We start from the raw sequence: 16,649 nt of genomic DNA, 5'->3' as shown, positions 1-16,649 counted from the left end.
AAATCACGGCATTTTCGAGGTAATAGCGCCCTCTCGTTCCTCTTTGCGCCGTAAAGAGGACTTATGCGGGCAAATAAGGGAACTACGTTCCCCTTGGGGAATGAAGAACCATGCATGTGCACACTCGAACCCGCTTTACCTGCCTTTAGGGACTGATCAAACACAGTGCTAGGGCCAAGTTCATGACGTTCGCCATTTCAATCTCAGCCTCAATATCAACATCGGCCATAACCCTTGCCTACTCCCACTTAAACGTAAACGTCGCCACAACAAACGCCACGACAAGCCATATAGCCAGCATCAGCCCTTCTTGCCACAGATCCCCGATGCCAGCGCCCACGTTCATAATCTGCCGAATGGCGGTGCTCAATTGGGTGATCGGGATCGACTTCACGATCGGCTGCAAGAAGCTAGGCATGCTGGAGACCGAGAAGAACACGCCACCCAAGAACATGAGCGGGAAAGAGATCAGGCCGGCAATCGGCCCGGCGCTCTCCGGGGTTTTGGCCACGCCAGCGATAATAAAGCCGATGGACATGAACGTCAACGTTCCCATGACGACGAACAGCAGGAGCAGCCACCACGAGCCATTCACCTGCGTGCCGAAGACCAACGCGCCCACGAGCAGCACGATCAGAGCTTGCGCCGTGTTCATGACTAATCGCGCAGTAATCTGCGCCGCAATGAACGTCGAGGCTTTCAGCGGCGTGCTTTGCATGCGACGCAGTACGCCGCGCTCCCGCCAGGAAGCAATTTGCCCCGAAACGCCGTTGAGATTGTTGGACATAATCATCATCGCCAGAATGCCCGGGACGAGAAAATCGATGTAGCGAAGCTGCAGCGCTTGAACTCCTATAGGCTCGACTCTGATGGTCGGTACAAAATTCACCAGTTGTTTGGACACACCATCAGCGACCTGACCTACCGTTTGCAAACCAATTTGCGCACTCTGCTGGTTCGTCTGGTCGTAGTACACCTGTAAGAAGCTCGCTTTCGTGCTATCTGCTCCTTTTAACCCAACCGCATGACCGTAATTTTGCTGAATGAGAACAACAAGCTTCTGATCCCCATTTTTCAGCTGGTCAAGCGACTTATCCAAGTCATCGGAAGATTTGAGCTTCAGAATGCTGTTCGATTGGAGTGCTTGCACCATCACGCTGGACTCTGCACTATGATCTTGGTCGATGATCACGCCATCCAGACTGATATCATTTCCTTTTCCGAGAAAAGAACCGAGCATTAACATGAAGAACAGCGGCATAAACAAGGTGAACACGAGCACCTGGCGATTCCGCACAAAAAAACGAAGCTGACTTAACGTTAATTGGATATAAGCATTCATTCTTCTCGCAAGCTCCTTCCCGTCATGGAAATAAAGACATCCTCCAGCGTTGCCGTACGTGTCTGCAAATCAAACAGCTCCAGCTTGCCTCCGGCGCTTCGCTCAATCAGATCGATTAATGAATCCTGCAATTTATCCGTGTACAGCACGAAAATATCCTTGCGCACATCAACGGACTTCACTTCCCGGATCTCACGAAGCTCCCCAAGAACCTGTTCCATGTTCTCTTCATCAATCCCATTCAAACGGAATTCTATCGCACTATCGGAGTGCAGGCTCTTCACTAGATTACGAGGTGTATCCAAGGCAACTACCTTCCCTTGATCCATCAAACAGATGCGATCACATAGCACATGCGCTTCCTCCATGTAATGCGTCGAGAGTACGATCGTTTTGCCTCGCTCCTTCAGCTTGAGAATAATCTCCCAAAGCGTTCGCCGTGCTTGCGGATCCAAACCCGTCGTAGGTTCATCCAAGAAAATGACCTTGGGATCATTCAAAAGCGCAAGCCCAATTGCAAGCCGCTGCTTCTGCCCGCCAGAGAGATGCTTGACGCGACCGTTTCTTTTATCAATCAACGTCATATCTTCAAGTAAAGGCTTAATCGGCACTGAAGTCGGATAGAAGCTGGCATACATCCTCATAATTTCCTCCACCGTTAACAACTCAAAAAGAGACGTAGATTGTAGTTGTACGCCTATGACCTCCTTTACCTTCCCTAAATCCTTCTGTGTATCAAATCCAGCTACAATCGCGCGCCCGCCATCCGGCTTTCGCAGACCTTCAATCATCTCCATCGTCGTCGTTTTCCCAGCTCCATTTGGGCCGAGCAGCCCGAAAACCTCGCCTTGAAACACTTGGAAATTAACGCCGCGTACAGCCTGAAACGATCCGTAATTCTTAATTAATCCGTCCGCATCAATTACAATCTGTGAAGACTCCATACCCCTAGCCCCCTCCGCTTCCAAAATTTACTGAACTCACCCTATCATATAACAAAACATCGTACAGTTACACTTTCCTTATGGACCTATGTTTGTAGCCAGCCACCTGACAGAACTAGTGGAATTCCGACACCGCCAATCGACGAACTTATTGAGAAAGTTGTGATAATCTTAATATCTACTTAATAAATCCGAAGGAGATGTGTTGAAGTGAGAATGAATATTTTATTTAATAAGAAGCCGATTACGGTTAATTTCGTCGGCACGGACCATAAGTTAATTCCCTCTTTGATCAACGCACTTCGATATAACAAATTCACCACGATGAATTTAGTTAATTCCTTAGAGCACGTAGATCTTTTTAGTTCAGAAGCCATTTTATATGCTACGGACGGAAATAAGGCTCGGATCCCTATTTTTTAAACGCCTAGTCATTACATAGATCTGCAAGCGCCTCCTTCGATGGTATATGCCATTGCGGGAGGTTTTTTCGTAGATGATAGGCATAGAATCCCTTATCTTTTCATAGACTAATAGAAATAAACCCATTACAGCAGGGATGGAGAGCACTATGTCTGTTATACGCCGCCTTTTACGAGTAAATGCCGCCCATCTCTTAATCTATCTCCTCATCATGCTCACTAGCTTTGTGTGGACATTAATTTGGGGATTTCATCACCCCATTGCTCATCCGCCCCCACTACCTAGCGCGGAATATAGCGTCAAACCAGCGAGTAATGGCGTCCTGCTTCATGTCATCGAAACCTCACCAGCGAACATCGGGCTTAAAGCGATCACAGCCAATGTGACGGATCGGCAGGATAATGGCATTAATGGAGGCTTTTTCTGGCAGGGTTATTTACTTAGCATCGCTGTGACCAATGATCTACCTGTCAAAGGGCAACCTGGTGATTACGGTTCTGGCTGGTACAATACGGATCGCAAGCGAGGAACGCTGGTGTGGGATGAGAAGGCGCAAGCTTTTACCATTCAAGTCGTTGAAAATGCAAGTGAGCTTCAAGTGACAGACCGCACCCATTATTGGGCGCAGGGAGGCGTAAGCATGGGACTTACGAACCCGTTTGGCTGGGCTGCACAAGCCGTTTCGGAAGAAATGCCTGTGATTAACGAGAAGCGGATGCGTTCTGGCATCGTGTATGATCGCAGTAACAACGTGTATCTCGTTGTAGCGCCAACGCCATGTACAGGCGAAGAATTCCGCACAGCGGTACAAGAGCAAGTAGGGGATAATCAGCTTGTAGACGGGCTTTTTCTAGACGGGGACGGTTCTTCACAGCTGAAGGTGGCGAATTACTTGCTGCCTGGCGATCACCGCGAGGTGTATCAGATGATTGCTTTGTTGAAATAGCATGGGATGACAAGGGAGCTTCTGATAGCATGTGAGAGCAGCGGGAACTAGTTGACAGCATGGGATTGCGGGGAGTTACTGCGTGCATAGCGTGTTAGTTAGCGTGAGTCGATAGGAGAGAGGATTGTATACAAAAAAGGAAACCCGGCGGAAGAGGGGGTTTCCTTTTTGTTTTTGATGTTAGAACGTCACATTGTCCGGATCTGGGCCGATACGCTGGTTGACATTCATCGAATCAACTAATGCCATATCGTCCGCACTCAGCTCAAAATCAAAAATGTCCGCATTCTCACGGATACGATGCTCCGTCACAGACTTCGGAATCGTGACGACGCCGTTTTGAATATCCCAGCGCAGCACAATTTGTGCTGCTGATTTGCCGTATTTGGCAGCTAGCTGCGCCAGCACGGGCTGATCCAATTTCCCCTGCATAAGCGGGCTCCACGCTTCTAACTGAATGTTGTGTTCACGAGTGAATGTGAGCAGTTCCTTTTGCGACAGCTCCGGATGATACTCCACTTGGTTGACGGCAGGAACAACACCTGTATCCTCGATGACGTGTTCCAAATGGGAGATTTGGAAATTGCTCACGCCAATTGCACGGACATGCCCCTCTTTGTACAGGTGGACGAGAGCTTTCCAAGTTTCACGATAGGTCGCGGACACCGCCCAGTGTACCAAGTACAGATCAATGGTCTCCAGACCCAGTCGCTTGCGGCTTGCCTCAAACGCTTGCAGCGTAGACTCATAACCTTGATCCGCATTCCACACCTTCGTCGTTACGAAAATGTCCTCACGCGGCACACCGCTTTCGCGCAAACCTTGGCCAACACCATCCTCATTGCGATAAACCGCTGCCGTATCAATACTCCGATAACCTAGCTCTAGGGCCGTACGAACAGCACCGATAACCTCTTGACCTTCTTTGCTTTTATAAACACCGAGGCCCAGCCAAGGCATATGTACACCATTGTTGAGCGTAACACCAGCTGTAAATGCTTGATTCGCTTTCGTAGACATTGCAATAACCTCCATCGGAATAAGTGTAGAATGAGCGCTTCTTTACCGTGTAGCTCCTTCTATCTAATCATAGCACTGAAGTCGGATATTCCAAAATTTTGAACATCTCATTCGTTTTTCCTGGCTGTCTTACCTCGTTTCGTCTCTCTGGGACGTGAGATAGTCGGGGTTTCCGGTTATCTTACCTCGTTTCGCCTCTCTGGGATGTGAGATACTCGGGTTTTCTGGTTATCTTACGTCGTTTCGCCTCTCTGGGGTCTGAGATAGTCGGGTTTTCTGGCTATCTTACCTCGTTTCGACTCTCTGGGGCGTGAGATACTCGGAGTTTCTGGCTATCTTTCCTCGTGTCGCCTCTCTGGGGCGTGAGATAGTCGGGGGTTCCGGCTATCTTACCTCGTTTCGACTCTCTGGGGTGTGAGATACTCGGGTTTTCTGGCTATCTTACCTCGTTTCGTCTCTCTGAGGCGTGAGATACACGGGGTTTCCGGTTATCTTACCTCTTTTCGCCTCTCTGAGGCGTGAGATACACGGGGTTTCCGGTTATCTTACCTCTTTTCGCCTCTCTGGGAACTAGTGCAAGTCGATTTTTTTCGACTTCGCACTCTCGCAGGAGCCCATTTCCCTCGTGCAAGTCGATTTCTTCGACATCACACACTCGCAGATACCCATTTTCCTCGTCCAAGTCGATTTTTTCGACTTCGCATACTCGCAGATACTCATTTCCCTCGTCCAAGTCGATTTCTTCGACTTCCCACACTCGCAGATACTCATTCCCTTCGTGCAAGTCGATTTCTTCGACTTCCCACACTCACATCGCTACTACGAAGAGTAAGTCAAGTCATCCGTTATTCCCTGCTATCGATCTGGAGCGTGACTCACTTCTGATGCGCATGAATCAAATCCATCTTCAATTGCCATAAAGCCGCGCTCAAATTGACACGATACACCTCGGGATTTAGCATCCGAACATATTGCGGCCATACGGTTTGCATTTGCTGCGCATGGTAGTCACGAATCGCATCTAGGGTTGGAAGCTTATATACCAGCTTGCCCCCCTCGAAGATCGGTTTCAACAACGGAACGGCCTCATACTCTTCGATGTATTTGAAAATGTAAGGATGAATCGGGTCAAACAGCTTAATCCGCTTCCCTTCCCGAATATCGACTTCGTCTTGCAGCGCGAGGTAGTCAGCTTCCGCTTTGCCCGTCTTGCGGTTCATAATCCGATAGGCTTCCTTGAAGCCCGGATTCGACACCTTCTCGGGGTTGCCCGAGATCTTAATGACCGGCACCATCTCGCCGTCCTTCTCCCGGGCAACAAGCTTATACACCCCGCCCAGCGCAGGCTGGTCGGCGGCCGTGATCAGCTGGGTGCCGATGCCCCAGCTGTCGATCTTAGCCCCTTGGGCTTTCAGCCCGGCGATGATGTGCTCATCCAAGTCATTGGATGCCACAATCTTCACCTCCGGAAAGCCCTCCTCATCCAGCATGCGCCGCGCCTGCTGGGATAAATACGCCAAATCGCCGCTGTCGAGGCGAATGGCGTTCAAGCGCTTGCCGCGGCTCGCGAGCAGCCGCGCCGTCTTAATCGCGTTCGGCACACCGCTGCGCAGCGTGTCGTACGTGTCCACGAGCAGCGTCACCTGCTCGGGCAGGGCCTCCGCATACGCACGGAAGGCTTCCTCTTCCGTGTCGTGGGCCTGCACCCACGCGTGCGCGTGCGTGCCTTTGGTCGGGATGCCGAACAGCATCCCGGCCCTGAGGTTCGACGTCGCGTGGAATCCCGCGATGTAGGCCGCTCTTGCGCCCCAGACAGCGGCATCCGCCTCTTGGGCGCGGCGTGTGCCGAACTCCAGCAGCACGTCGTGCGGAGCAACACCCTTCATGCGCGATGCTTTGGTCGCGATGAGCGTCTGGAAGTTCACAAAGTTGAGAATCGCTGTCTCCACTAGCTGCGCTTCGAAAATGCTGCCGATCACGCGAACCAGCGGCACATTCGGAAATACGAGCGTTCCTTCCGGGATGGCTTGAATGTCCCCTTTGAACGTAAACGCGCGAAGCGCCTCCAAGAACTCTTCCTTATAGTTCTCTTCTTGCTCTCGCAAATAGGCGATTTCTTCCTCGCCAAAATGCAGGTTTTGAATGTAGTGAACGACCCGCTCCAAGCCAGCGAAGACCGCATAGCCACCGTCAAAAGGCAACTTACGGAAATACACTTCAAACACCGATTTCTCCGTATGCGTGCCTTGCAGCCAATGGGCATACATCATATTAATTTGATATTTATCCGTGTGTAAGGTTAAGTTATTCATCGCCTGCATCGCAGCCCACTTCATAGAAAGCACCCTCTCCATCGTCCCTTAGATTCCCTAATGGCATATTCGTTAATTTTTCCAATCCCGAACAACCTTAGCCCCCAGTGTCTGTTCAAAATGCTGCAGAGCCCACGCATGACCGCGCTCATCAAAGCTAGCAACCGCATCCGCATGAATCACCAGGGAGAACCCTTTGTTATACGCGTCAACCGCGGTATGTAAGACACAAATATCCGTGCACACACCGGCTAGATGAAGCTCTTGAATGCCTCTTGCTCGAAGTCGCTGCTCCAGATCCGTACCGCAGAAGGCGCTGTATCTGGTTTTGTCCATCCAGTAGATAGCTTCTATATTTGCTTCATAGACCTTTTTCAAATTCCCATACAACTCTCGCCCCATCGTACCACGTATGTTGTGAGGCGGGAACAGCTTCGTTTCTGGGTGGTAGGGATCCCCCTCCTCATGAAGGTCAACAGCCATCACAACGAATTCCCCTTTATCCACAAAGTCTGAAGTCAGCTCACTTATGCGAGTCTCAATCGCTACCGCAGGTTCCCCGCAAGGGAGCTTGCCAACCACAAAATCGAACGTATAATCAATAAGCACCAAAGCTTTCATACAAATCACTCCTTATTTAGTATATTTAATATTATTAAATTGACATTATCAACCCTTAAAAAGAAACGCCTAACTTTGAAAACAGCAATTATATGCCAATTCGCATCTTCTCTATGCTTCCATGCCTTCTTACGCTTCTAACGCCTCTCATGCCTTCTCCACAAGCAAATCCCCTGGCACTCATCTGTTCACATTTTCCATGCAACTTGATAATGTCATTATGACATACTTAAATCCATTTTACAACAGGCTCTTTTCTTTTATTCCTCAATTTCATTACTCAATTTCATTACTCAATTTTATTACTCACTTTCATTACTCATTTTATTGCTCTTTCCTATTACTCGTTTTTATTGCAATTCCTATTGCTCATCTCTATTGCTCATCCGGATACAGATTGGCATAATTTATTAGCACCGTCATGAAGCCAAAGAATACGAAAGAACAGAATGCCAACATCCCCAAATGAAATACATTAGGAACAACAATACATAAAGCGCCAGTAACGACACATAGCCAGTTCTGCCATATATGCTTCCCTGATTTTCCTAAAGCTAGCATAGATCCAACAAATTGCAGACTACCAAACAGCGCACAACTAAAAAGCGCATGGGTAACATCTCCAAATCCAAACACCCAAGGGCTAATCAGGAACCAGAGGCCCATGAGCGCTGACAAGCTATTTTTGAGATACATACCGATCACACCTCCTATATGCGGAATGTTACAGTATATGCAAACGCTTACACATACGTGTATGCAAAAAGCCCCCGATTCACCTAATTTCATAGGCAAATGAGGGCTTTAACTTCTTGATGTCTACATCTCCATATTGACGCTTTGTTTACTGCTCAATATGAAGGCCGGTTGCACCCGCCGTCACATCAGCACGAAGAATATCCGATACGAATTTAACCGGGACATACAAGGAATCGTTCAGAATCACAGGTGCTGCTCCAAGTGCGACTGGCGCCATTTTGGCGAAGAAATAACTGTCCTTCCCGACGCTGACACTCGTCCATTGTGCACCCTTCATCACTTCTGCCGCATACGTATCCTGATTCCATTTCACCGTGTAGCCAAGCGCCTCAGCCACCTTACGGAATGGAACGAGAGAAACACCGTCTGCATTGACAACAACATCGCTTGCTGCCAGATCGACTTTAACCTTATCAGCACCTGGAAGTGGTGTTGGATTCGGTGTAATCTTCAGATCTGCTGGCAATGCGAAACGGAATTCAGGACTGCCCGCAACACCTGCTGCGATGGCATATTTCGGGAACACCACAACCGCTTCCCCTTTTTCTACATAGAAGCCTTGCTCGTCACTAATGCCTTTGAATTGATCTTTGAAAAAGTATTGCGGATCCGCATCGATCTTAGCGATAACACCCGCATTAATCGTTTCCTTGTAGTTCGCGCCAAGTAAGTCCTGCAGGGTTACACGCTGCGCTTGCGCTGCATTAAGCACAGTGTAGGTATCCACTCTTGGCATCCCTGTGCCGCCAGTTGCACCATACGTGGTAACCGTTAACGAGACAACACCAGCAGGATTACCTGTACCGTCGGATTTCAACGTATACGTAATCGTCAGCCCATATGGACGATACGTATAGCCATGTTCTTTGGCAGCCGCCGCAGCGTCCGCAGCATCCTTTTCCCAAGCCGCTAGATCTTTGTTCGCATGAGATAAAATAATATCATTCAGTTCATCTTGGTAACGAACATCAACCATTCCCGTTAATTGAGGTACTTTAATGTCCGTTGTAAGATTTTCACTTGAGGAAGTAAGAACCACTTCTTTCACAACAACCGCAGTTGATGTAACCACCGGTATTGCTGCATTAATAGGAACCGCCGTAACTTCTTGAACGGTTTTCTCCGGTGTATCCGCAGTTGCAATGCCTGCTGCCGGCAAGACAGAGGCACTCACACCAACGATTAACGCACAACTCATAACACCCATTCGCAACGTGTTCCAAGGATTTTTCTTCATACCCTACTCACTCCTTCTAAGTTATCGTGATTTTTCTCTTGTTTCTAACCTTCACGATAACTAGACGCACCAGCTTTCGGAAAAGTCTGACTGTCACATTTTGTTCACATTTAAAATTTAAGCCAGACGGAACGCGCTCACCACGTTATTCAGATCCGTGGCAATAACCGCAAGATTTTTCGCGGAAGCTGTGATCTCTTCAGCAGAAGCAAGCTGTTCTTCTGTAACTGCCGCAACGGACTGGGCCGTACCCGACGTTTGCTGCGCCACGAAGCCGACTTGTGCAACCGTTGCTGCTACTTCTTCTGAGCTTGCTGCCATTTGCTGAGCTGCTGCAGCCGTCTCTTGAATCTTACTCGCGACTTCTTGCGAGGCTTGTACAATTTGACTGAAGGCTTTCTCCGCAACTCCGACTTCATTCAGACCATCCTGAACCTCGGACCGTCCCGTGTTCATAACTCCGACTGCATGTGCTGAATCTCTTTGAATATTTGCAATGAGCTCCGAAATGTCACGAACCGAATCATCGGTTTGCGATGCCAGCTTGCGAACTTCCCCCGCAACAACGGCAAAGCCTTTACCGCTTTCTCCCGCACGAGCAGCCTCAATCGCTGCATTCAGAGCGAGCAAATTCGTTTGCGATGCTATGTTCCCAATCAGTGTGGAAATCTGACTGATGTTTTGTGAGTGTTTCTCCAGCTCATGAATAACCTGGTTTGCTGCATCTACAGACGTACTCACAGCCTGCATTTTGTTCACAACACGTTCCATAGCTTGTGTGCCATGCTCTGCGATGTTCGTTGCTGTCATCGATAACTCCGATACATCAGCCGTCGTTTCGGCAATTCGGGAAATACCAGCAGCCATTTCTTCCATGGCTCTACCGCATTCCACCGAGCTTTGAGCTTGTACATCGGCTCCATTCGCGAAATCTTGAACCGACTCCGCCACGTGTTGAGAGGCAGAAGTGTTCTGCTCAGAACTGGCGAACAATTGTTGTGAAGATGCAGCAACACTTGTTGAGGCATGCAACATTTGCTCCACGGAGTGACGCAGATTATTCACCATTTGATTCACAGAAGTAATGAGTGTGCCGATTTCATCTTTATTTTTGACAATAATCCGCTCTACCGTAAGATCACCGCTCGCAATTCGATTTAAAGCAAGTGAAGCTCTGCGCACGGGATTCGAGATGTTCGTTACTAAGAAATAACAAGCCCCAATCATAAATAGGACTAATATGGACATGACGATAAGTGATGTTCGTACGCTTTGTTGGTAAACCTTTGCGCTCTCTTGCTCCCCTTTTAAGCCGCCTTCTTGATTGTAAGTGACCATATCTGACATGGATTTCTGAGCCTTCGTGAACGCTGTTGACATCGCCGCAAGACTATCTTGTGCTGCTTTGCTCGTTGGATCGCCCGATTGTTGTTTATTTGCTAGAAAGGCTGTTTTAAACCCTTCCCAGTTTACTTTCAGTTCCTGCCAATTCGTTCGATCCTCCTCACTCGCCAAAGAAGCCTCATAAATTCCTAACAAATTGTCGATTTGTGTAATAGTAGCGTTTAGTTCGGCATCAATAGGTTCATGCTTCTTCACATCGGGTTCTAATTTCTTCTTATAATACAAAGTTAACAGATGCTCCGAGTTATAATGAATGTCTTCAATAATTTGAATGCCTTTCATCCAGTTCTCCGCGAGCTTCTTATTGCTTTCTTTCAGAGCTCCCATGCGTCCCATATCCGTCCAGCTTGTCCCGCCAACCATCAGTAAAATGATTGTGAATACCATAATTAATTTCGTCCGAACTGTCAGCTTCATACCTAACTTGCCCCCTATGTCCTTAATTGAATAATGACGCTTGTGTATATGTATGTGATCTGTTGGTTATATCTTAATTTGAATTCATTAAAATAGTTCGGCATCAATCATTATAAAATTGTGAAGTTTTCTAACATTTAACCTACTTCATATCGGAGGCTTTCTATGTCATCATCCTTGCGTTTTAAACTTGTCGCCTGGCTCGTACTTCTCACATCGATCTCCCTTGCTGTCGTAGGCATTACCAACTATACGCTCTCAAGAAATAAGCTCCTTCATCAAATCAACGAGCAATCCATCACCTCCGTGTCTAACTCAGCCCAAAATCTCTACGATTTTCTGTCCATCCGATTGGCGGAAGTCGAGCTTATTAGTCGCGTCAGTATCATGAAAAAGGGCACCCAAGCCGAACGTCTGAGCTTTCTAACCCAAGAATTGAAGACCGATGAGAAGCGCTACTACGCTATGGCTATTTCCGATCTGTCAGGGACACTTGAATTTACGTCTGGCATCACGATTTCCATGACCGGCGAGCGCCGATTTGAGCAAGCTTTACAAGGCAATACCTTTATTTCCGATCCCCATATGAGCAAAATGAAGGGCGTCTACGTTATCTCCATCACAGCACCTATTTTCGATGATGAGCATAAGGTCGTAAGTATCATCGATGTTTCCCTGCGAGCTGATCCTACTTTTCAAGAGCATTTGCTCCCCCCGCTCGATAATGGGGAATTACTGCTTGTGAATCAAAATGGCCTCACACTTTATGATTCCGAGGCATCTTCCATACTTAACACGAACATTTTCACTGATTATCCGAAGCTGAATCCCGAATTTCAAAAGGGCTTACTAAAAGGGAAGGGCTATATTGACGAATCCATTCTGAGTGGTCAAAAGACCCGTTGGTTCTATTCACGCGTACCTCATCTGGACTGGTATTTGGCCTATTCGATGCCGATTACCACCATAGAAGCTCCAACTAGCCCTCTGCTCTGGTCCACCATTGGTTTGATTGTCATGACGGCTCTGATTATTTTTATCCTCATTTATATCGTCACCAACCATCTGATTATCAAAAGAATCAAACAAATCCTCCAAGTGACTGAGGCTGTTGCTGCTGGCGATTTCCACACGAAACCCATCGTGTTCACGAGCAAAGATGAGTTAGGCGCCTTAGCCTTGTCTGTCAATGGGATGATGGAAAATTTGCGCGAGCTCTTCGAGCCATTCGAAGCTTTCATCCACCATAATCAATATGCCATGATCGTCATGGATCCCAATTATCTGATCAATCATCTCAATGGCAGGGCTGTAGAACTCTTGGGTTATTCGTTAAGTGAGGTGCATAAGAGCGCCTCCCCCTTAATCTGGTTAGATCAACAGCAAGTGACTGAACGAGCTGCACAGTATTCGATCGAATTAGGTGAGATCATTCCTGCGGATTGTACAGCGCTAGTTATTCGTTCCTTACGGCACCTGAAGGAGGATTCGGAGTGGACTTGGTATCATAAGGACGGAGCTCGGATTTACGTGCAAGCGAGTGTGAGTTGTATCACCCATCCCAATGGGGAGTTGAAAGGATACGTCCTCATTGCTAGAGACATCAGTGACATTAAGAAGAGTAATGAGATGAAGGAGCGGTTGCTCACCATTGTAGAGAGCGCGCGAGATATGATTCTCACTTTTGATCAAGAAGGCTATATTTTCTATATCAATCAGGCTGGCATCCGCACAATCGGCTTGGAGCACACACCTGTTGGCCGCACACATTTCAGTGAGTATGTGGAGATCCTGAACACCATTGATCTGAATGAAGGCCTCCTGGCAGCGATTCAACTGGGGTTCTGGGAGTTCGAGGCTGAAGTCCTTACGAAGAATCAACAGCGGCTTACCGTTTCCTTGATCATCGTTCCTCATTACCCTATTGATAATGGGGAACTGTATTTCTCGGCGATTACCCGAGATATTTCAGATCAAGTACGAGCCAAGGAAGAGCTTATTCTTGCGAAGCAGGAAGCGGACGAAGCGAATTTGGCCAAGGGTGTGTTCCTAGCGCGGATGAGTCATGAAATTCGAACACCGCTCAATGGCATCGTGGGACTCTCCCATCTTCTAGAGAAAACAGCTATGACCGATTTACAAAAGGATTATATTCGTAAAATCTCACGTTCATCACGGTCTTTATCCCATATCATCAACGATATTCTGGACTTCTCGAAGCTGGAAGTAGACAAGCTGGTGATTGAACATCACCCTTTTCAGCTCGACGAGACGATTGATCGCGTGTGCGAAACCTTAAGCGTACAATTAGGGCATAAACCTGTCGACTTTATATGCGATATCCCTAACCATGTCCCCACCTCGTTAATTGGTGATTCCTTGCGTCTATATCAAGTGCTTCTGAACCTAGCCAGCAATGCGATTAAATTCACGGAGTTCGGGACTGTCACGCTACGTGTTCAAATAGATCAGCAGAATGAGCAGGAGGTTTCCCTCCTGTTTCGGATTTCCGACACCGGTATTGGCATGGATGAGCAGCAGCTAGCGATCTTGTTTCAGCCTTTCGTGCAAGGTGACGATGTGACAAGCCGTAAATACGGGGGAACCGGCCTAGGTCTTGTCATCTCCAAAAACATTATCGAAAACATGGGCGGAGCCATTTCCGTTACAAGTACACAAGACGCAGGAAGCGAATTCGTGGTTGCTTTGACTTTTGCCTTAAACTTGCCTATGAGCAGCAAAGTGTTAACGCCACTTCCTGTAACTGTGTTGGTTGTGGAAGATCATCCAGAGCTCAATCCCGTGCTTGTCCACAGCCTGCAATCCATCTGTACAGACGTTGCAGGCGTGCTTTCCTGGAAGGAAGCCTTCCAAGTTATTGAGCATGTCCCATTGGATATGATTCTCCTTGATATGGAAGCCGACGATATGTATGGGGAAGACGTGTGGCTCAACATGCTGGCAGCGTGTAAACGTCATGGCATCCGTACGATTGTCTATACATCGCTATCAGGCAGAGATGCTTTGGAGCAGCTCCCAATCACCGCAGCGCCAGATGCGATTTTGGTCAAACCCATCTCGCGAAGCTTGCTTTATCGAACAATAGATTCGCTGACGAGCGAACAGGAGGAGATGTCGAGAAACCTCAGTTTGCATGAGCATGTTAATCAAAATCTAGATAAACCGGCTCATTCCCTGACCTTCTCGGCCTTGGCAGACACCCCGCTCCATATCTTACTTGTTGAGGATAATGACATTAACCAGACCGTGGCACGATCCCTCTTGGAGAGCATGATGAACTGTCGTATCCAAGTGGCTGGGAATGGCTTTGATGCGCTGCACGATTTGGAAAATGACACCTACGATCTGATCCTGATGGATATTCATCTACCTGGACTTGACGGTATCGAAACGACGAAACGGATTCGACTTGAACCGAAATGGGCTCACATTCCGATCATCGCCATTACGGCTGACTCGACACTAGATAATCGATTGGCATGTATGGCCGCTGGCATGAGTGAAATGATATCTAAGCCGATTATTCCTGAACGCTTGCAGTCCGTCATTGAAGCCGTGCTTCAACAGCATGCAGCTATTCGTTCGGATGATCTTGATATCGCGCAAGCGCTTCAACGCATCGGGGGTAGAACCGACATCTTCCGCGAGATGCTCCGGAGATTCCAAGAGCAGTCCATTCCGCTCATGGAGCAGTTAATTCTTGCCATTGGTACTGGCGACCACGAGGAAGCTCTGCGTCTATTACACGGCTTGCGAGGATCATCGAGCAACCTTTCCGCTAATCGTGTGTTCGCCGCGGCAACTGCGTTGGAAGAGCATTTGAAGGAGAACGGCTTCACGCCTAGTGTGAATGATACTGGCCCAAGCTTGCTGGATCATCTGCAAAAGGTCGAGGATGAACTTCGAAATGTTTTTCTAGCCATCCAAAAATTGCTGCTTGATTGAAAAATACGTGAATTTATGTCACTATATGCGTATGCTCTTTCTTATAGGGCGTGTAATTTCATACGTATAGGTGGTTACTTATTATGACAGAACATGAGGCTCCATATCGCATCTTGTTGTACTATAAATTCGTCGCTGTGCGCGATCACGAAGCATTGGCTCGAGAACATTTGGCTTATTGCAAAAAGCTAGGTGTAAAAGGGCGGATTCTCATTGCCCCTGAAGGCATTAATGGCACTCTCTCTGGGACTGTCGAACAAACAGAAGCTTACATGGCGATGATGAATCTGATGCCACTGTTTAAAGATATGGTTTACAAAATTGACGAGCATGAGGGACATGCTTTCAAGAAGCTTTTTGTCCGTCCGAAGAAAGAACTCGTTACTTTCCGTCTGGAAGAGGATGTGAATCCGAATGAGTTGACGGGCACGCATCTGAAGCCGAAGGAATTCTACGAGAAGCTCCAAAATGAAGATGTTATCGTACTCGATGGCCGTAATCACTATGAGTATGATATCGGTCATTTCCGCGGCGCCATTCGCCCAGAAGTCGAAACGACGAAGGAATTCCCAGAGTGGATTCGCAACAACCTGCAGGAATTCAAGAACAAGCCTATTCTCACCTACTGTACGGGCGGCATCCGCTGTGAGAAGTTGTCCGGCTTCTTGATCAACGAAGGCTTCACGGATGTGTATCAGCTGGACGGCGGTATCGTCACATATGGTAAGGACGAAGAAGTGAAAGGCCGCCTCTTCGATGGCAAATGCTACGTGTTCGACGAGCGGATCTCCGTGCCGATTAACCGTACGGATGAAGATATCGTTGTTGGCAAATGCTACCACTGCGGCACCGCCGAGGACCGTTACATCAACTGTGCCAACGATCTGTGCCACTTGAAGCATATTTGCTGTGAAGCTTGCGAAGAGGAGCATGACAGCTTCTGCTCGAAGGAATGCGAAGAGAAAACATTGAGTTCGTTGGAGGCTTAGTCGGAGCCGCGACAGCCTTCGCCAAAACCAATAGCAACTCTAACTTATTCGGACGGACGCCAAATAGATGGATAAAGTCCATCTATTCTCGCCAATACCGACGAGTTTTACCATTCAGATGGAAAAACTCCAGCTAAACTTCACCTTTTCCGCGATAATCGCGCAAAAGGTTGAAATTAGCTGGAGTTTTGCTCTTCTGTCAAGAAAGTAGACGTCACTAAGTTAAGCCACCCGCTGGTAATATAGCTGCTCAAAGAGCGCTGGGGACA

Annotated in this window: 13 protein-coding genes; 4 read left to right on the top strand and 9 right to left on the bottom strand. The window is 47.9% G+C overall.

Annotated elements, in window-relative coordinates:
* Positions 1–238 precede the first annotated feature (238 nt).
* Both A8709_RS19180 and A8709_RS19175 read right to left on the bottom strand, forming a co-directional pair.
* Positions 239–1,342, bottom strand: coding sequence for an ABC transporter permease (locus A8709_RS19180; RefSeq protein ID WP_065854128.1), 1,104 nt, complete (start codon positions 1,340–1,342; stop codon positions 239–241).
* Positions 1,339–2,286 carry an ABC transporter ATP-binding protein gene (locus A8709_RS19175; protein WP_065854126.1) on the bottom strand — a complete coding sequence of 316 codons (948 nt, stop codon included), beginning with the start codon at positions 2,284–2,286 and terminating at the stop codon, positions 1,339–1,341. The genes A8709_RS19180 and A8709_RS19175 overlap by 4 nt, the downstream gene beginning before the upstream one ends.
* Before the next feature lie 210 nt (positions 2,287–2,496).
* On the opposite strand from A8709_RS19175, the gene A8709_RS19170 reads away from it, so the two are divergent.
* Together A8709_RS19170 and A8709_RS19165 are read left to right on the top strand one after the other, a co-directional pair.
* Positions 2,497–2,709: a hypothetical protein gene (locus A8709_RS19170; protein WP_065854124.1), complete on the top strand. Its 213-nt coding sequence runs from the start codon at positions 2,497–2,499 to the stop codon at positions 2,707–2,709.
* 148 nt (positions 2,710–2,857) lie between these two features.
* Positions 2,858–3,655, top strand: a complete 798-nt coding sequence (locus tag A8709_RS19165; protein ID WP_065854122.1) for a hypothetical protein — start codon at positions 2,858–2,860, stop codon at positions 3,653–3,655.
* A 180-nt stretch (positions 3,656–3,835) separates the two neighbouring features.
* On the opposite strand, the gene A8709_RS19160 is transcribed toward A8709_RS19165, so the two are convergent.
* The 7 genes from A8709_RS19160 to A8709_RS19130 form a co-directional block, all read right to left on the bottom strand.
* Positions 3,836–4,675: an aldo/keto reductase gene (locus tag A8709_RS19160; RefSeq protein ID WP_065854120.1), complete on the bottom strand. Its 840-nt coding sequence runs from the start codon at positions 4,673–4,675 to the stop codon at positions 3,836–3,838.
* Positions 4,676–5,168: 493 nt separating this feature from the next.
* On the bottom strand, positions 5,169–5,483 hold the full coding sequence (locus tag A8709_RS19155) for a hypothetical protein (RefSeq protein ID WP_065854118.1): 315 nt from the start codon (positions 5,481–5,483) through the stop codon (positions 5,169–5,171).
* 67 nt (positions 5,484–5,550) lie between these two features.
* On the bottom strand, positions 5,551–7,011 hold the full coding sequence (locus tag A8709_RS19150; protein WP_244163258.1) for a nicotinate phosphoribosyltransferase: 1,461 nt from the start codon (positions 7,009–7,011) through the stop codon (positions 5,551–5,553).
* 48 nt (positions 7,012–7,059) lie between these two features.
* Positions 7,060–7,608 carry a cysteine hydrolase family protein gene (locus tag A8709_RS19145; RefSeq protein ID WP_065854116.1) on the bottom strand — a complete coding sequence of 183 codons (549 nt, stop codon included), beginning with the start codon at positions 7,606–7,608 and terminating at the stop codon, positions 7,060–7,062.
* A 375-nt stretch (positions 7,609–7,983) separates the two neighbouring features.
* Positions 7,984–8,304 (bottom strand): SPW repeat domain-containing protein, encoded by a 321-nt coding sequence (locus tag A8709_RS19140; protein ID WP_065854114.1) that lies wholly within the window; start codon positions 8,302–8,304, stop codon positions 7,984–7,986.
* Between the two features lie 148 nt (positions 8,305–8,452).
* A complete protein-coding gene (locus tag A8709_RS19135; protein WP_065854112.1) occupies positions 8,453–9,604 on the bottom strand; it encodes a stalk domain-containing protein in 1,152 nt (383 codons plus the stop codon).
* 117 nt (positions 9,605–9,721) lie between these two features.
* The gene (locus A8709_RS19130; RefSeq protein WP_065854110.1) at positions 9,722–11,425 is read right to left on the bottom strand and encodes a HAMP domain-containing methyl-accepting chemotaxis protein; all 1,704 of its coding nucleotides are present in this window, start codon (positions 11,423–11,425) and stop codon (positions 9,722–9,724) included.
* A 165-nt stretch (positions 11,426–11,590) separates the two neighbouring features.
* Here A8709_RS19130 and A8709_RS19125 point away from each other — a divergent pair, with 165 nt between their 5' ends.
* A complete protein-coding gene (locus A8709_RS19125) occupies positions 11,591–15,391 on the top strand; it encodes a response regulator (RefSeq protein WP_065854108.1) in 3,801 nt (1,266 codons plus the stop codon).
* A gap of 83 nt (positions 15,392–15,474) precedes the next feature.
* Entirely contained in the window at positions 15,475–16,380 is a 906-nt protein-coding gene (gene trhO, locus A8709_RS19120) for an oxygen-dependent tRNA uridine(34) hydroxylase TrhO (RefSeq protein WP_065854106.1), read from the top strand.
* Positions 16,381–16,649: the final 269 nt, after the last annotated feature.

Origin of the sequence: Paenibacillus pectinilyticus, assembly GCF_001700435.1 — a bacterium.
GTDB classification, from domain to species: Bacteria; Bacillota; Bacilli; order Paenibacillales; family NBRC-103111; genus Paenibacillus_E; species Paenibacillus_E pectinilyticus.
This window is presented reverse-complemented; position numbering and strand designations above follow the sequence as displayed.